Source organism: Nonomuraea sp. NPDC047529, from assembly GCF_040642995.1.
Lineage (GTDB): Bacteria > Actinomycetota > Actinomycetes > Streptosporangiales > Streptosporangiaceae > Nonomuraea.
Genome location: NZ_JBEYTJ010000054.1, coordinates 44,813 through 61,730 on the forward strand (window position 1 = coordinate 44,813; position 16,918 = coordinate 61,730).

A 16,918-nucleotide genomic window follows, 5' to 3' on the forward strand; every position below is an offset into this window, starting at 1 on the left:
GTGGCAACGGTAATGGTCAACGAGGGTCTGGTCACGATCGTCTTCGGTCCCTGGGAGCGGTTCCTCACCGGTCACGGCCGGTACACGTTCCCGCTCGCGTCCGTGCGGGAGGTGCGGGTCGCCGGTGAGCCGTTGCGCGTCCCGCGCGGCGCGCGGAAGGGGCTGAGCGTGGCGGGCCACGTCAAGATCGGGGTGTGGGGGCTGTTCGGGGGGCGGCGGCAGCTCGTGTCGGTCACCCGTGACACGCCTGCGGTGCACCTGCTGCTGGACCGCGCCGGGGCCGGCGGCGAGTTCGACGAGGTGGTCGTCTCGGTCCCCGACGCCGGACGGGTCGCCGCCGCCGTACAGGCCGTGGTCACGTGACCGGCGTCGAGGTCAGCGGCCTGACCAAGCGGTACGGCGAGCTGACCGCCGTCGACGACCTCAGCTTCACGGTCAGGCCGGGCGCGGTCACCGCGTTCCTCGGCCTCAACGGCGCCGGGAAGACCACGACGATGCGCATGATGGTCGGCCACGTCACCCCCACCCGCGGCGTCGTGACGATCGGCGGCCGGCGCTACCGCGACCTCCCGCGCCCGACCACCGTGGTGGGCGCGACGTTCGACGCCGCCTCCTTCCATCCCCGGCACTCGGTCAGGGACCACCTGCGGATCTACGCCGCGATGGGCGGCCATCCCGATCGCCGGGTCGGCGACCTGCTGGGCCTGGTGGGCCTGGCGGGGGCCGCCGGGCGGGCGACCGGCGCCCTGTCCACCGGGATGCGGCAGCGGCTCAACCTGGCCACCGCCCTGCTCGGCGACCCCCGCGTGCTGCTGCTGGACGAGCCGGGCAACGGCCTGGACCCCGAGGGCGCGGCGTGGCTGCGCTCGTTCCTGCGCGGCATGGCCGCCGAGGGCCGTGCCGTCCTGGTCTCCAGTCACGTGCTGGCCGAGGTGGAGCAGGTCGCCGACGACGTGGTGGTCATCGGGCGGGGGCGGCTGCTGGCCGCCGGCCGCCTGCGCGAGCTGTGCGGCGCCGAGCCGGACGTGCTGGTGCGCACCCCCGACGCCGCCGCCCTGCGCGCGGTCCTGGCGGGCGAGGCCGAGCTGGTGGAGCCGGCCGGACCGCACGACCTGCGGGTCCGCGGCCTCGATCCGGCGCGGGTCGCCGCCCTGGCCGCGGCCCACGGCCTGCCGGTCCACGGCCTGACCACCGAACGCCCGACCCTGGAACGTCTCTTCCTCGGACTCACCGGCGAGGGGGCGCGGGAGCGGGCGGACGGGAGCGAAGGGACAGGCCCAGGAGAGCGGGCCGGCGGAAGCGAAAGGGCGGGCCCGGGAGAGCGGGCCGACGGGAGTGCAGGGGCGGGCCCGCGGGAGCGGGGCGCGAGTGGGAGGGCGGGCGTGTGAGGGGTTTCGTGCGGGCCGAGTTCCGCCGGTTGCTGGCCACGCGGATGTGGTGGGGCATGCCGCTGGTGGCCGTCCTGCTCGGCGGCGGGCTGATCGGGCTGCTGGCCGTGGTCGGGCCGGAGAACTTCGAGCCACCGATGCCGGGGCTGGACACCGAGGCGGGGGTGCGGGCCGTCCTGGGGTTCCTGGGGTTCACGGCCTTCGTGCCGGCCGCCGCCGGGACGCTCGCCGTGACGTCGGAGTACCGGCATCGCACGGTGAACTTCACGTTCCTGTTCGCGCCGGACCGCTGGCGGGTGCTGGTGGCCAAGCTCGCCGCCCACGCCGTGGCGGGCCTGGCGTACGGGCTGGTGCTGGCCCTCACGGCGGGGGCGGCGCTGTTCGGCGTGGCCGCGGCCCGCGGCGTCGAGCTGGGGCTGCCGGCCGGGACGATCGTGGCGCTGCTGGCCCGGCTGGGGGTGGCGATGGCGGTCTACGTGGTGCTCGGCGTGGGCCTGGGCGCGCTGATCCGCAACCAGGTCGCCGCGCTGTGCGTGGTGATCGGCTACCTGTACGGCGGCGAACTGGCGCTGATCATGATCCCCGGGGTGCGGGAGCTGTACCCGTGGCTGCCCGGCGGCGCCACCTCGGCGCTGACCGACTTCACCGCCGTGGCCGACGCGCTGGCCGCGCAGTTGTCCAGCGAGCCGGTCCGGCTGCTGTCACCGGCCGCCGGGGCGCTGGTCCTGCTGGCGTACGCGGCGCTGGCGAGCACGGCCGCCGTCCTGAGACCGCTGCGCCGGGACGTGGCCTGACCGCGACCGCGCGAACCCCGCCTGATCGCGAACCGGCCGAGACCCCGCCGGACGGCCAACCGGCCGGGACCCCGCCTAACCGGGAACATTCTTACAAGCCCGCGGGGTGGGCGGGCGGGGACAGTGTCGCCATGATGACTTCCCAACAGGTCCACTCCCCCGCCGCCCGGACGGGCGGGCGGCGCGCGGGAGGCCGCCGGCGGCGCCGTTCCGTCGTGGCCGCCGTGCTGCTCGCGGTGGCCGTGCTGCTCCTGGTGAACGCGCTGGTGGTGTCGAGACAGGAGGCCGCGGGCGAGTCGATCGTGCCCCTCGACGGCGGCGGCCTGTACGTCCGCCAGGACGGCCCCGCGGACGCCCCGGCGCTCGTGCTGATCCACGGCCTGGCCGGATCGACCCGCTGGTGGGACCAGGTGGTCCCGGCGCTGGCACGGTCGCACCGCGTCATCCGCATCGACCTGCTCGGGCACGGCCGGTCGGCCAAACCGGCCGGCGGCGGCTACACGATCGCCGAGCAGGGACGGCGGGTCGGCGCGGCGCTGGACCGGCTCGGCGTGCGGCACGCGGTCGTGGCCGGTCATTCCACCGGCGGCTCGGTCGCCACCGCGCTCGCCGAGCAACGCGGCGACCTGGTGACCGCGCTCGCCCTCGTCGACTCCGGGCCCCGCCTGGACGCCTTCATCTCCGACGGGTTCGTCGGCGAGTTGCTGTTCGTCCCCGTCGTGGGGCAGGCGCTGTGGCGGTTCCGCACCGACGGCCTTCTTCTGCGGGGGCTGGAGACCGCGTTCAGCCGCCCCGGCTACCGGATCCCGCCGCAGCTCGTGGACGACGTGCGCGGCCTCACCTACCACTCGCTCACCACGACCTCGAAGGCCGCGGAGGAGTATCTGCGGCAGCGCCCGCTGCCCGGCCGGCTGGCCGGGCTCGGCAAGCCGCTGCTGGTGCTCTTCGGCCAGGACGACCGGAGATGGCGCTCGTCCTCGGCCGCCGACTACCGGACGGTCCCTGGCGCGACCGTCGAACTGCTGCCCGGGACCGGGCACTCCCCCATGCTGGAGGACCCGACCCGGACGGCTGCGTCCCTGCTCGCCTTCGCCTCGGCCCACGACGGGCCGCGGGCCGCGACGGCGGGGTGAGCCCTGGGCGCGAGGGCCGGATGCGGTCCGCGCGCCCAGGGCCCGGGGTCAGAACAGGCCGCCCAGGAAGTCGTCCAGGCCGCTCTGGTCGATCCAACGGGTGACGCGCGCGCCGGTCTCGGCGATCGTGCCCGTCCGGGTGTTCTCCGGCTCGATCTTCTCCGGTCTGAAGATCTGCTTCTCAGCCTGCCCCGAGCCGCCGGGCCTGGTCAGGCTGGGCGGCGGCGGCCCGTCCGGGTACATCTTGCCGTCACGGTAGACGGAGTAGGACTGGGTCGGCTGCCTGGTGCCGTCGTTCCGGTAGACGTGGCTGGGTCTCGGCTGCGCCGGCTGTCTGGTGGCCTTCGGCGGCGACTGGCGTTGGACCGCCCTGTGGCTGGTCGGCCGGCTCGCCGGTCGGCGCGCGGCCTGGGCGCGCCGGGCCTGGGCCGCCCGGTAGCGGTTGCGCGCCCTGGCGGCTTCCGTGGCCCGTCGCTTGGCCGCCGCCTCGGCGGCCTTCTTGGGCCCCTCTCACCTGCCCCCCGCGGCGCCCCGTCGCTTGCCCGCCGCGGCGGCCGCCTTCCTGGCCTTCTCCGCCGCCTTCTTCTTGGCTGCGGCCAGTGCCCTGCGTTTGGCCGCCGCCGCGGCCTTCTTCTTGGCCGCCTCCAGCGCCTTCTTCCTGGCCAGCGCCGCCGCCCGCCGCTTGGCCGCCGCGATGGCCGCGCGCCGCGCCGCCGCCCGCGCCGCCGCGAGCGCCGCCCGCCGGGCCGCCGCCTGCGCCAGCTTCCTGGCGATGATCCGCGCCGCGATCCGCGCCGCGATGCCGACCACGATCCAGAACAGCTGGCCGTCGGGGTCGCTCATGCTGACGGGGCTGTTGTTGGCGTAGGCGTAGGCGTTGAGCTGCTGCGGGTCCTCCTCGTCGATGATGGGGTCGACCGACAGGAAGCGGCCGTTCTTCGGGTCGTACTCGCGGGCGCCCAGGTGGACGAGCCCGGTCGGGTCCTTGGTGCCGCCGACGAAGGACCGCTGTCCCGGCCACCATGGCGGTGGCGACCCCCGGTCCTCGCCGAACGGCGTCATCCGCCGTACGGCCAGCTCCCCGGTGCCGCCGTTCACGGCCGCCTGCGCGGTGCCCTGGTGGTCGGCGGCCAGGAAGTAGACCTGGTTGTCGGGCGTGCGGACCGCGATCGGCTCGCCGTTGATCGTGTAGTAGCGGGTCTGCTCGACGGCGTCCTTGGCGAAGTCGAAGCGCAGCTCCATGTCGTCCACGTACAAGGTGGCGTCCGTGGGGGTCTTGCGCAGCAGCCGGGCGCCGTCGGCGTCGTAGACGAACGACGTCGTCTTGCCCGCCTCCGTGACCGACTCCAGGTTGCCTTCGGCGTCCCAGACGAGGGCCTGGTCGGAGGTGCCGACCTTGCGCCGGGTGGTGTTGCCGGTCTCGTCGTAGGTGAACAGGTCGGCCCCGACGCTCTGCAGCGCGTGCGGCTGCTTGCCGCCGGCCGCCGGGTAGACGGAGGTGCGCACGCTCTCGGGCGCGCCGCCCCAGGCCGGCTTGGTCTCCTTGACCCGGTTGCCGGTGGCGTCGTAGGCGTAGCTGACCGCGTACGGGGCCACGCCACCGATCTTGTCCGAGGCCGGCGTGCCGCTCGCGCAGTCGTCCGTGGCCGTCCACGCCGAGCTCATCCGGCGCAGGTGGTCGTAGGTGAAGCACTGCGTGTCGCGGCCGCCCGCCTTCTCGGCGATCTTGGTGATGTTGCCGGCGGCGTCGTAGGAGTAGTTGAGGTCGAGGTCGGTCGCGGCGGCGCCCTCCCGGTCCAGCCTCATCCTGGTCAGCCTGCGGGTGGACTCGTCATGGGTGTAGGTGAGCCAGGCCTTCTTGCCGCCGGAGCCCAGCTCGTACTGGAGGGTATCGCCGAGCTTGGAGTAGCGGGTCGCGGTCACGTACGACGACAGCCCGGTGACCTTGGTCGGCTGGCTGAGCTCGTCGTAGGAGTAGACCACCGACTCGGCCTCCAGCCCGCCCGCGGCCGGGAAGCTGACCGACTGCACCTGGTCGTCGAGGGTGTAGCGGGTGTTGAGCACGTACGACCCGGCGAGCTTGCCCTCCCGCTCGGGGATGGTCACGGTCTCGCGCAGGCTGCGGTAGTCGGAGTCGATCGCGTTGATCTCCGCCTTGTACGCCTGCCCGCCCGCGTACCGGATGGTGGCGTTCATGTGGCCCTTGGCCAGCCCGTCGTACTTCCACTCGGCCAGCAGCGTGCCGGTGGCCGAGCCGTCGCGCAGCTCCTTCTTGCGTCCGAGGTCGTCGTAGACGTACCAGAGGGTCTTGCCGCGGGCGTCGGTCGTGCTGACCAGCTCGTCGGCGTCGTTGTACGTCATCGTGGTGACGCCCTTGTCGGGGTCCTCCGACTTGGTCTCCCGGCCGCGCACGTCGTAGGTGTGCCGCCACACGTTGCCCGCGGGGTCGGTCACCGTGGCCAGGCGCCCGGCCGGATCGTAGGTGTACTTGGTGGACTCGTACGCGCCCGTCGGGGTGGCGCCCTTGTACTGGCGCAGCTCGATGAGCCGGTCGTCGGCGTCGCCGATGCGGGTCGTCGCGGTGCCGCCGGGCGGCGGCGTCACGTTGACGCGGTCGCCCTGCTGGGTGGCCGAGACCCGGTACTTCTCCACGCCCTTGGCCTTGAGGATCTGGGCGTTGACCTCGCCCGCGCCGTCGAAGACCGACACGACCTGGGTGGGCACGTCGGTGTCGGCGACCGCGAGCAGCTCGGTGGCGGGCGTGCCGGTGGCGAAGTAGCCGGTGTTGGACTTGCTCACCTCGCCGAGCGAGTTGTAGTAGGTGTCGGTGATGGTGCGCCCGTCGCGCAGCGCCGGGTCCTGCGTCTGGTCGTCGCGGGGGGCCGGTTCCTGCGTCTGGCGTTCGCGCATCAGGCCGTCGTACAGCTCGTGGCTGGTGGTGTAGCCGCCGTCGGCGCGCAGCGTCTTGGTGGTGACGATGCTGGGGCCGTCGGTGCGCATGGTGTAGGCGTACTCGGTGCTGGGCGACTGGCCGGCGGCCTTGCTCCGGTCCGGCTGCCAGACCTTGACCAGGCGGCCCAGCGCGTCGTGCTCCATGTCGACGCGCCGGCCGTTGGCGTCGATCTCGGCGACGGGCTCGCCCCAGGCGGGCTCGATGAGGGTGCGCTCGACGTGGCCGAGCTGGTTGGTCTCGACGATCTCCGTGGCCGGGGCGCCGGTGGCCGGACTGTAGGTGGTGATGGACTTCGTCCCGGCCGGGTCGCTCTCGCTGGTCTCACGGCCGTAGACGTCGTAGGTGTGGACGCTGTCGGTGATCGTCGAGCCGTCGGCCGCGCCGAGCTGCTGGACGGTGGTCACGTCGCCCTTGGTGGGCGCCTGGCCGTAGGCCTTGTTGTCGTACTGGACCCGCTCGTCGGAGATGACCTCGCCGGCGGCCAGGGCCGAGACGGCGGTGCCGCAGCCCGCGGCGACCTTCTGGACCCTGCTGGCGTAGTCGAGCATCCAGGCGGTGTCGTTGCGGGCGTAGGTGTAGCGGGTGCACTGGTCGTCGTCGGCGGTGGCCAGGTCGCCCTTCTCCTCCACCTGGGTGAGCAGGCCCTTGGCGTCGTACGAGCGCTCCTCGCCGGTACGCCGCCACGCGCCCGCCGCCAGCGCCGTGCGTGTCACCATCGACTTGGGCTCGACCACGTACGCGGTCTTGGTGACGCCGCCCTGCGTGGACTCGGCGGTCTTGAGCGACCACGGCTCCTCGGCGGTCGCGGTCAGCACCGTGGCGCTGTCGCCGTCGTAGAGGATCTCCTCCCGTTCGAAGCCGGAGAGCTGGTCGAGGTCGTCCAGCTTGCCGCCTTCGGTGTCGACGACCTGCGCGGTGCGCTTGGAGCCGTCGGCCTGCTTGTCGCCGTGCATGCCGCGGAAGTACCTGAACTCGGTGAGCGTGCGCCTGGTGTCCTGGCCGTCGCCCTCGCGGACCCGTACGCGGCCGAACCCGCGCCATTCCGACCAGGTGCGGTGCTCGGGCTTGACGAGGATGTTGTCGGCGTAGTGCCAGGCCCCGCCGTCGAGGTACTCGTAGTCGGTGACCACGTTCGGCGAGCCGGCGACGCGGTCCACCTCGACGGTCTGGGTGACGACGTACTTGTGGAACCAGTCGGTGACCTCGCCCTCGGCGGGCGGCGCCCAGCGCTGCGGGAAGCACAGCCGGTTGTTCTTGTCGGCCGCGGCCGGCACGTCGCCGGGCTTGCAGTCGGCCGCGGCGTAGTTGATCCGCAGCTCGCCGCCGGTCTCGTTGTTCACGGCCTGCACGCGCCACTTGACCAGCGGGGCGCGTCCCTCGTTGGCGTCCACCCGGTTGGGCAGCTGCACGCCGCTGAAGGTGATCTTCGGCATGGTGAGGGTGCCGCCCACGTGGCCGCTCTGCTGGACCGCGGCCAGCCACAACGACGGGCTCAGGCCGTCGCCGGTGGCGGGGAACTGGTGGGTCAGCGTCCAGGAGTCCACCGGGCTGTACTGGCCGGAGGCGTTCAGGATCTGCGTGGTGACCTTGGCCAGGCGCTTGCGCGAGAAGAACGTCGGCGACAGCCGGTCGGTGCACTTGACGCCGGAGTCGCAGATCTGGTCGAACGGCACGTCCGGCCAGGACGCCGCGGTCTCCTTCTTGAGCTGGTCGGCGGCGCAGGTGACGGTGCCGGACGGCAGGCAGCGCTCGGCCACGTCGAAGACCACCCGGGAGGCCGGGGCCTTGGTGAACAGCTCGTTGCTCAGGTAGCCGTAGTCGATGCGGGTGAGGTAGGCGCCGCGCACGTACACGGTGCCCTGCTCGGGCTTCATGCTGCGGCCGTAGTAGTTCTTCTCGTTCTCGTACCAGTACGTGGTGGCGTTGCCGTGGGTGTCGACCGCGTAGTCGAGGTTCCACCGGTAGGCCTGCTGGCACCAGGCGTCGGCCGGGGTGCTGGAGTAGCACGGCTCGCCGCTGTTGTTGCCGAACACCGGCACGGTCTGCACCGACTTGGTCTCGGCCTTGCCGGTCGCCCAGCCGGGCAGGCGGTTCAGGCCGAAGGTGTACTGGGTGCCGTCGGCGGTCGTGACCCGCCAGTACTCGCCGTTGTTGTCACCGTTCGTGGCGCCGGTGAGGTACTCGATGCGGGTGCCGTCGTCGCGCTTGGGCCGCCACTGCTTGGTGGTGGCGTCCTTGACCAGCTCGACGGCGGAGTTGCCGAGCGACAGGGTCGCGTTGTCCTGGTCCCAGCACAGGTCGCCGGTCTTCTTGCCGTCGATCATGCAGGCCTTGTAGCGGCGTTCGACGTAGCCGCTGGGGTTCAGGTCGAAGCCCTCCCCCACCCAGGACGGCTGGTTGTTGGTGGAGACGGTGCGGCCGTCCACGCTCTGGGAGGAGTAGTCGATGGACAGGTCGGGCTCGTCGCCGCCCAGGGCGGGCGGCATGCGCAGGTCGTAGCTCCAGGAGAAGTCGCCGGACTGGTTGCCGACGCTCCAGCTCGCCGAGGGGGCCAGCGAGGTGGCGGCGTGGTCGCCCGACGGGCCGGAGGCGGCGGCGGTCACGGCGTACAGGCCGGTGGTCTCGACCTCGGCGGTCAGCGTGCCGGCCTTGGCGTCGTTGTCGCTCTTGACCGGCTGCGGCGCGGCGCAGGCGGTGGCCTTGGCGTCGAGCGCGCACTCGTCGAGCTTGACCATGCGCAGCCGGGCGCCGTAGTCGCCGCCGAAGGCGTAGCGGAAGCCGGAGTAGTCGACCTCCAGCCGGGTCTTCCCGGACGCCTTGGCCGCCGCGACGCCCTGGCCGGGCGACACGCGCATCGCGACGCCGAGCAGGTCGGTCTTGAGCAGCTCGACCTTGACCGGGGTGGCGTCGGCCGCGGCCACGCCCTTGTCGGCGCTCTTGTCGGCGCTCTTGTCGGCGCTCTTGTCGGCGGGGGCCAGGCGCACCGGGAACCCGGCGGCCAGCGTGCTGACGCCGCCGCCCAGCTCGGCCGTCCGCGGCGCGGGCCAGGCGACCGCGGGCGGGGCCTTCCACGCCTGTTCGGCCGCGGGATCGGCGAGCGGCGGCAGGACGGGCACCTTCCCGCCCTTGACCGGCGTCTCCTTCTGCACCGCGGGCGCCTTGCGGGGCGCGGCCGAGGCGGGCAACGCGTACGCCATGGGCGCCAGGAGCACGACCGAGAGCACGGTCGCCAGCCTGCGCGGCCAGGCGCTCTCGGGCTTGGCGCCCTCGAAGCGGTTCCAGCGGGGGTCGGGGGCGTCGGGTTCCTCGGCGGGTTGCTGAAAACGATTCCAGTTGGGCTCTGGCAGATCTAACTCACTGTCCACGGTTTCTCCCAGGGAGGGGCTACTGGGCGGCTAGCTGGGCTATCTGCTCGGCGCTGAGTACGCCGTCATAGGTGCGGACGTCGTCGACGGTCCCCGGCCAGTAGCCGGTGAAGACGCCCGCGGATTTCGTCCGGCCCAGTTGCAGGGGGCCGGTGGCGGTCCAGGTGCTCACGTGGGGGGTGACGGTGGTGGCCGACAGACGGCCGTTGACGTAGACGCGCAGCTCGCCGGCGAGGGCGTCGTACACGCCGGCGACGTGCGTCCATTCCAGCGGGGCGGGGATGGCGTCGGAGCGGGTGCGGACGAGGGCGGCGGTGTCGGTGTCGGCGGCGGCCATGCCGAGGGTCCACCGCCCCTGTTCCTTGTCGAAGCCGAGCTGGAACCCGGCCGCCCTGGCGCCCGGCTGGGCGACGGCGGCGGTGTCCTTGGCGGGCAGGTAGTCGAGCTGGGTCCAGACGGCGACGGTGTAGCCGGAGCCGGTGGCGACCGCGGGCCCGGCGGCCTGGGCGTAGCCGGTGGCGCCGTCGAGGGCGAGGGCGCCGTCCAGCCAGCCGTCGGTCCAGGTGGCGGCGCCGGCCAGGGTGGCGGGCGTGGCGCGGCCCGAGGAGTCGGCGGCCGACAGCCCGCCCTCATCGTCCAGCTTCCAGTGGCCGACCAGCGTGGCGGCGCTGTTGACCAGGTCGGCGACCTCGTCGGCGAACATGGCCCGGCCGTAGAGCCGCACGTCGTCCACGTCGCCGGGCCAGAAGTCGGCCGCCGCGCCGCCGGTCCTGCCGCGGCCGATGGTCAGCGGGCCGGTGGCGTTCCACGGCGCGGGGACGGCGACCGTGGACTCCGCCCGGCCGTTGACGTAGAGGGAGATCTGGCCGGCCGCCGAGTCGTAGACGCCGGTCAGGTGGGTCCACTCGTTCAGCCGGGGCGCGGCGGCCGACAGCGCGCGCACGGTGGTGGCCGCGTCGGCGTCGGCGCTCGTGACGGCCAGCGCCCAGCGGTTGTCGGCCTTGCTGTACTGCAGGGAGAACGCGCCGGTCCTGCCGCCCTCCTGGGTGACGGCGGTGGCGGAGGCGGCGGTGCCGGTCAGCCGGACCCAGGCGCTGACGGCGAAGTTGCGGCCGGTGTCGGCGACCGGGCCGCCGGTCTGGGCGTAGGCGTTGGCCAGCCTCAGCGCGCCGCCGGTGCGGCCCGAGGTCCAGGTGGCGCCGTACAGGGTGGCGGGGTGGGTGCCGGCGGCATCGGCGGCGGTGGCGCCCTGGCCCTCGTTCAGCGGCCAGTGACCGGCCGGTCCCCGTCCGGCGTTGACGTTGAAGACGTAGGTGCGGATCGGGCCGAGTTGTCCGGCGCGGTCCTTGCTGCGCACCGACAGGACGTTCGGGCCGTCGTGGCGCGGGGTGAGCGTGATCGCGGCCGTGCCGTCCTGGGCGGGCGGGACCTCGGTCTTGGGGGTGGTGTCCAGGCCGTAGACGTAGGCGGCGACGTCGGTGACGCCGTTGGGGGCGAAGGTGAACCCGCCGGCCAGGCCGACTCCGTCGCTCCAGGCGTTCTCGGTGAACCGTTCGGAGGACACCTCGGGCTCCCGGCCGGGGGCGGTGGCGTCCACGGTCGCCTCGCACCAGGGGCTCCACGCGCTGTTGGCCTTGCCGTCCTCGGCGCGGACCCGCCAGCGGAGCAGCGCGCCGTCGGCGTACAGGCTCTGCGGGACGAGGGCGGAGAAGGCCGTGCCGGTCGAGCCCACGGGGGTCAGGTACTCCCCGGCCTTGGTCCCGTCGGCCCGGTACCACTCGAAGCGGCCCCTGACGGAGTTGTCGACGTCCTTGAGCCGGGCCCAGAGCTTGGGCGTGGGGGTGCTGATGACCGGCCGGCCGTCGCCGGAGACGCACGGGCCGCCCGGGTCGGACCAGGCGTCGGCCGCCACCGGGTCGGCGGGCAGCGAGTTGTACTCGATGACCAGGCTCGGGTTGTTGCGGAACTTCTTCCAGGCGTACTGGTCGGTCTCGCTGGTGGCGCGGAGGCCGACGGTGATGTTGGCCCACTTGTTGGCGGCGGCGTCCGCGACCTGCGAGGTGACGTCGAACTCGACGCCGCCGGGCAGGCAGGACGCGCCCCAGCCCTTGGCCACGTTCACGGTGGAGAGCTTCTTGACCCACTTGGGCTGGTTGCTCCAGGTGGTGCTCTTGCTGATCGTGTTGGTGGACCACGCCTCGACCTGCCGGGCGCTGCACGAGTAGGACCACGTCTCGTACGTGCGCAGCGTGCCCTTGATGATCTGCTTGCCGTGGATCGTGGAGCCGGTGTTCATCTGGAAGAACGAGCGGTTGGTCTGCGAGTTGACGTGACCGACGCGGGCGACGTCGCTGGAGTTGAGGTAGTTGGAGCTGGGCCAGTTGCTCCACACGGCGGTCCAGGCGCCCCGGGCGGCCGAGAAGTACGGGTCCAGGAACACCGGGTACCGCGTCTTCGGGTCGTTCATCATCGCCCGGTCCGGCCGCAGCCGCAGCTTCCTGCCTTCGAGCGAGACGCCCATCGTGGCCTGGCGGGCCTCGGGCGCGCGGCCCTCCTTGACCGCGGCCTGGGTGGTGGCGCCCGTCGAGTCCCACATCGTGGGGGTGGGCGCGATGAAGATCGTGCCGCCGGTGCGGTCGACCGCCTCCAGGTTGCCCGCCTTGTCGGAGCTGAGCGACAGGCCGCTGACCGACAGCGGGAAGTCCAGGTCGGGCAGCGCGCTCGCGGCGGCCCGCGTCTTGACCACCAGGACGTGGGAGAACCCGTCCACGTCGGCGGTGACCCGCAGGTCCACGCCCGGCAGCACCTCGGGGTAGGTGGCGGTGTCGCCGTCGAGGGTGGGCGTGGGCAGCGTGCCCGGCCAGGCCAGTTCCAGGGCCTTGCCGCCGCGCGACAGGCGGGCGAGCGGCCCGCCGCCTCCGCCGGAGAAGGTCAGCCCGGCCGCCGTCGCGACCGGCTCCACCGCGCCGTCGGGGCGCAGGCGCAGGGTGGTGTCGACGGGCACCCAGCCGGTGGCCTGGCGGACGCGGACGGGGCGGGCGTTCAGTTCGAGGGCGAAGGTGCCGTCCGGGCGGGCGAAGACCTGGCGGGTCTCGCTGCGCATCGACTCGATCTCGACCGGTTTCCCGGTACGCCTGGCCAGCGTGGTGGCGGCCGTCTCCGACATGGGGGGCGCGCTCGCCGCCGGAGGCGCGCCTGCCTCCGGCGGCTCCGCGCCGGCGGGCGGCACCGCCGGGATCGTGAATGCCAAGACGGCCGCGACCAGCCCACGCACAACCCGCATCGGTCCTCGCATGTCGACCAGAGGTCCGCGCGGGACCAGGCGATCTTCGATTGACGAACGGATTGTCACCCGCGTAATCCCGTACGTCTAGATCTTCTGGCGAATTTCGCCACAAGTTGGGACATGTATGGAAGGAACCGCCGTAAGTCGCCGTCGGAACCCGTCGCGCGGCGCCCGGAGCGTCGGCGCGTCAGGCCGCGAGGTCCAGAAGCGGGTCCGCCCAGGAGTGGAAGCACTATTGTCCTCTCTCATGTCGGGCAGTAGCAGTTCGGCCGAGCTGACGGCCAGGATGCGTACGATGATCGACCGGCTGTCGCCCGGCGACCGCCTGCCGGGCAGCCGGGAGCTGATCCGGCGCTTCAAGGTCGGCCCCGCCACCGTGGCGCGGGCGATCGCCGCGCTCACCGCCGAGGGCCTGGTGGTCACCCGTCCCGGCAGCGGCACGTACGTCGCGGCCCGGACGCGGCGGCGCGATGACGTCGCCGGCACCGCGTGGCAGAGCGTCACTCTCGCCGACCGAACCGTGGACACCCGCGACCTGGCCGGCGTGGTCCCCGAGGGCACGATCCGGCTGGACGGCGGCCCCCCGCACCCGTCGCTCCGGCCCACCCGCGTCCTGACCGCGGCGCTGGCCCGCGCGGCCCGCCGCCCCGGCGCCTGGGACCGCGCCCCGGCCGACGGCCTGGCCGCCCTGCGCGGCGTGTTCGCCACGATGGCGGGCGGCGGCGTGGGCGCCGGCGACATCCTGGTCACCGACGGCGGGCGCAGCGCCCTGTCCATGGTGTTCCGGGCGATCGCCGGGCCGGGCGACCCCGTCCTGATGGAGTCGCCCACCGGCGCGGGGGCGATCGCCGCCGCCAGGGCGGCGGGCCTGCGGCCGGTGCCGGTGCCGACGGACGCCGACGGCCTCGACCCCGGCCTGCTGGCCGACGCCTTCGCCATGACCCGCGCCCGCCTGCTCCACTGCCGGCCGACCTACCACGACCCCACCGGGGCGGTGCTGGCCCCGGGGCGTCGGCGGCAGGTGCTCGACACGGCCCGCGCGGCGGGCGCGTTCGTGATCGAGGACGACCTCGCCCGGCTCCTCGGCCACGGCGTTCCGGTGCCGCCGCCGCTGCTGGCCGACGACCGCGACGGCACCGTCGTGCACCTGTCCTCCCTCACCGCGCCGGCCGCGCCGAGCCTGCGCGTCGGCGCCCTGGCCGCCCGGGGCCCGGTGCTGGCACGCCTGCGCGCCGCCCGGCTGGTCGACGACTTCCTCGTGGCCCGCCCGCTGCAGGAGGCGGCGCTCGACCTGCTCGACTCGCCCGCGTGGGAGCGGCACGTCCGGTCGCTGGGGGCGGCGTTGCTGGAGCGGTGCACGACGCTGGCCGCCACCGTCGTGGACGAGCTTCCCGGCTGGACCCTCGACCGCGTCCCCGCAGGTGGGCTGCATCTTTGGGCCCGGCTGCCCGGCGGCGCCGACGACGCCGTGGTGGCCGACGCCGCCCGCCATGCCGGCGTCGCCGTCGGCGCCGGGAGCCGCCACTTCCCCACCGAGGTCCCGGCGGCCTTCCTCCGCCTCGGCTTCGCGGCCGCCGCCGATCACGCGGAGCTGGCCGAGGCCGTGCGGCGGCTCGCGGAGGTGGACCGCGCGCTCAGGCTGTCCCGGTAGCGCTTCTGGTCTAGCCCCGGGCCCAGGCGGTGGCCGACCAGGTCAGCGCGTGCGTGGCGGCGGACTTGCGGAGCAGCTTGAGATGGACGACCTGGTGGTCGTCGGTGACGACGCACAGGCCCATCCCGACCCGCATGTGGGCGAAGGTCAGCGAGGATCCCAGCGGGTTCAGGTTCACGGCGTCCACGCAGGCGGCCGGGTCCGGGGTGCCGTCGAAGAGGGCCTCCTGGCCGGTGACGTCCCAGACGGTGAGCTTGGGGACCTCGTCGGTGTAGCAGTCGTAGACGAGGTCGCCGTTGCTGTCGACGCCCACCTCGGGGCCGGTGGGGGTCAGGTCGATGCCGTCCTGGAAGTGGGAGCCTTCGGTGCAGGGCGGGCCGCCGGGGAGGGTGAAACGCACGTTCTCGTACTCCTTCTCGTACTCCGGCAGGGTCGGGGACGGCACGGGGGCGGCGGTCCTCACGGGCGCGGTGGCCGGGATCGTGACGGTCACGGCGGGCGGCGGCGGGGTCGTCGTCACGGGGGTGGGGACGGGGCCGGCAAGCCTGGAGAGCACCAGGGCCGACGTGGTCACGGCGACGGCGGCGGCGCCCGTCCAGAGCGCCAGGGCCGCCCTCGTCCTCCGGGCCCGGACGGGACGCGTCGGCGAGACCCGCACCGGAGCCACCGGCCCCGGCGGCGGCGCGTACGCGTGCAACGTGGACGCCACCGCCGGAGGCAGCCAGGGACCGGCCGCCCCGCCACCCCTCGCCCCCGCGAGCGCGGCGATCTCCGCCGGGGCGGGCCGGTCGGCCGGGTCGCGGCTGAGGCAGCGGGCCAGCGGGCCGTGCAGGGCGGGCGGGCATCCGCCCAGGTCGGGGTCCTCGTTGGTGATGCGGTAGAAGAGCACGTCGGCCGGGCCCTCGCCGAACGCGGGGCGTCCCGTGGCGGCGAAGACGGCGAGCTGGCCCAGCGCGAACACGTCCGTGGCCGAAGTCACCGGCCGACCCCTGACCTGTTCGGGGGTCATGAAGGCCGGGGTTCCGACCCGCATGCCCGTGTGGGTGAGGCAGGTGGCGTCCACGGCGCGGGCGATGCCGAAGTCGATCACCTTGGGCCGGTCCTCGGCCAGCAGCACGTTCGAGGGCTTGAGGTCCCGGTGGACCAGCCCGGCCGCGTGGATGCCGGCCAGCGCCTCGGCTACACCGGCGATCAGCCGCCAGACGGTCGGCAGCGGCAGCGGCCCGTGCTCGGCCACGGCCTGGTGCAGGGACGGGCCGCAGATGTAGGCCGTGGCCAGCCAGGGGACGGCGGCGTCGGGATCGGCGTCCACCACGGGGGCGGTGAAGGCGCCCTGCACCCGCTGCGCCGCCTGGACCTCCTGGCGGAACCGGCGGCGGAACTCCGGGTCGGCGGCGTACTCGGACTTGACGATCTTCAAGGCCAGCAGGCGGCCGCCCGGCGAGACGGACAGGTAGACCTTGCCCATTCCGCCCTCCCCCAGCCGGGCGCGGAGCGGGTACCCGGCCACCGACGCCGGGTCGTCCGGGGAGAGGGGAGGGAACTTCGTGGCCATCGGGACTCCAGGGTCGGTACGGGGTTCGTCCGCGTGGACCCGGGGGCGGCCTTTCGAGCCCGCCCCGGCATGTCGCGTGGGGTCATTGTCGGCCCGGTGGGGGGTGCGGCGCCTGTCCCGTATTCGTCCCACATCGTTTGTGGTGCGGGTGCTCGCAGCGGTCAGCGGACGGTGATGGCCTCCTCCACGAGTGCCACGGCGGCGCGCGGGTCGGCGACCTCGATGACGAGCCGGGCGTAACGTTCGTCGGCCAGCTCGATGACCACCGCCTTGGCGGCGTCGTGCACGTCCCAGAAGACCTTCTCGCCGTTGAGGTGGAAGGTGCCGGCCGTGATGACGCCGGGCAGGTGGGCGCCGGGCGCGCGCACCCCCTTGGGGTCGGCGGCGATCCCCGGGTCGGCGGTGGCGCCGCGGACGTTGGCCAGCGGGATGACCAGCCGGCTCTTCAGCGCCCACAGCTTGTCCAGGCCCTCGATCTCCACGACCAGTGCCTGCTCTTCGATGCTGATCCTCGCCATGTCGTGCTCCTCAGGTGTGGTGGTCGAGCCGGCGGGCCAAGGCGGCGCCGGCCTGGTCGATGTCGGTGCCCGCGGTCCCCGCCCTGGCCCGCATGCGCAGGCCGAGGACGGCCGCGGTGAGTGCGAAGGCCAGGTCGTCCGCCTCGCCCGGGGCGGGGTCCCGTGGGCCGGGGGGCGGCGGGGGCCGCGGGGGGGAAGCCGCCCCCCCCGCCCGCGGGCGGTGGGGGGGCGGCCGGGGCACCCGCGCCGCGGGGCGCCCGGCCGCCGGCCGCGGG

The 16,918-nt window shown here is 74.0% G+C and carries 11 protein-coding genes; 5 read left to right on the plus strand and 6 right to left on the minus strand.

Annotated elements, in window-relative coordinates; genetic code table 11:
• The 4 genes from ABZ815_RS47340 (at position 1) to ABZ815_RS47355 (ending at position 3,315) form a co-directional block, all read left to right on the plus strand.
• Positions 1–363 carry a hypothetical protein gene (locus ABZ815_RS47340; RefSeq protein WP_357708486.1) on the plus strand — a complete coding sequence of 121 codons (363 nt, stop codon included), beginning with the start codon at positions 1–3 and terminating at the stop codon, positions 361–363.
• The gene (locus tag ABZ815_RS47345) at positions 360–1,388 is read left to right on the plus strand and encodes an ATP-binding cassette domain-containing protein (RefSeq protein ID WP_357708488.1); all 1,029 of its coding nucleotides are present in this window, start codon (positions 360–362) and stop codon (positions 1,386–1,388) included. Before ABZ815_RS47340 ends, ABZ815_RS47345 begins: the two co-directional genes overlap by 4 nt.
• Positions 1,385–2,182, plus strand: a complete 798-nt coding sequence (locus ABZ815_RS47350; RefSeq protein WP_357708490.1) for an ABC transporter permease — start codon at positions 1,385–1,387, stop codon at positions 2,180–2,182. Before ABZ815_RS47345 ends, ABZ815_RS47350 begins: the two co-directional genes overlap by 4 nt.
• A 131-nt stretch (positions 2,183–2,313) precedes the next feature.
• Entirely contained in the window at positions 2,314–3,315 is a 1,002-nt protein-coding gene (locus ABZ815_RS47355) for an alpha/beta fold hydrolase (RefSeq protein ID WP_357708492.1), read from the plus strand.
• Positions 3,316–3,363: 48 nt separating this feature from the next.
• Here ABZ815_RS47355 and ABZ815_RS47360 read toward each other — a convergent pair whose 3' ends face one another.
• The 3 genes from ABZ815_RS47360 to ABZ815_RS47370 all read right to left on the minus strand — a co-directional run bounded on the left by ABZ815_RS47360 (position 3,364) and on the right by ABZ815_RS47370 (position 12,916).
• Entirely contained in the window at positions 3,364–3,558 is a 195-nt protein-coding gene (locus tag ABZ815_RS47360; protein WP_357708495.1) for a hypothetical protein, read from the minus strand.
• A 267-nt stretch (positions 3,559–3,825) separates the two neighbouring features.
• Positions 3,826–9,633: an RHS repeat-associated core domain-containing protein gene (locus tag ABZ815_RS47365; protein ID WP_357708497.1), complete on the minus strand. Its 5,808-nt coding sequence runs from the start codon at positions 9,631–9,633 to the stop codon at positions 3,826–3,828.
• A gap of 19 nt (positions 9,634–9,652) precedes the next feature.
• On the minus strand, positions 9,653–12,916 hold the full coding sequence (locus ABZ815_RS47370; RefSeq protein WP_357708499.1) for a LamG-like jellyroll fold domain-containing protein: 3,264 nt from the start codon (positions 12,914–12,916) through the stop codon (positions 9,653–9,655).
• A 250-nt stretch (positions 12,917–13,166) separates the two neighbouring features.
• Between ABZ815_RS47370 and ABZ815_RS47375 the strand changes: the two genes are divergently transcribed.
• Complete coding sequence (locus ABZ815_RS47375; protein WP_357708501.1) at positions 13,167–14,570, plus strand: PLP-dependent aminotransferase family protein; 1,404 nt, start codon at positions 13,167–13,169, stop codon at positions 14,568–14,570.
• A gap of 10 nt (positions 14,571–14,580) precedes the next feature.
• On the opposite strand, the gene ABZ815_RS47380 is transcribed toward ABZ815_RS47375, so the two are convergent.
• From ABZ815_RS47380 to ABZ815_RS47390, 3 genes are all read right to left on the minus strand, one after another.
• Positions 14,581–16,125, minus strand: coding sequence for a serine/threonine-protein kinase (locus ABZ815_RS47380; RefSeq protein ID WP_357708503.1), 1,545 nt, complete (start codon positions 16,123–16,125; stop codon positions 14,581–14,583).
• A 161-nt stretch (positions 16,126–16,286) separates the two neighbouring features.
• Positions 16,287–16,643 (minus strand): hypothetical protein, encoded by a 357-nt coding sequence (locus tag ABZ815_RS47385; protein ID WP_357708505.1) that lies wholly within the window; start codon positions 16,641–16,643, stop codon positions 16,287–16,289.
• 10 nt (positions 16,644–16,653) lie between these two features.
• Positions 16,654–16,918, minus strand: a 265-nt coding sequence (locus ABZ815_RS47390) for a hypothetical protein (protein WP_357708507.1), incomplete at its 5' end; no start/stop codon positions are given.

Bases quoted from the DNA above. Each gene is read 5' to 3' on its own strand.
- ABZ815_RS47355 (WP_357708492.1), top strand. From the start codon at position 2,314: ATGATGACTTCCCAACAGGTCCACTCCCCCGCCGCCCGGACGGGCGGG.
- ABZ815_RS47360 (WP_357708495.1), bottom strand. From the start codon at position 3,558: ATGTACCCGGACGGGCCGCCGCCGCCCAGCCTGACCAGGCCCGGCGGC.
- ABZ815_RS47370 (WP_357708499.1), bottom strand. From the start codon at position 12,916: ATGCGGGTTGTGCGTGGGCTGGTCGCGGCCGTCTTGGCATTCACGATC.
- ABZ815_RS47375 (WP_357708501.1), top strand. From the start codon at position 13,167: ATGTCGGGCAGTAGCAGTTCGGCCGAGCTGACGGCCAGGATGCGTACG.
- ABZ815_RS47380 (WP_357708503.1), bottom strand. From the start codon at position 16,125: ATGGCCACGAAGTTCCCTCCCCTCTCCCCGGACGACCCGGCGTCGGTG.
- ABZ815_RS47385 (WP_357708505.1), bottom strand. From the start codon at position 16,643: ATGGCGAGGATCAGCATCGAAGAGCAGGCACTGGTCGTGGAGATCGAG.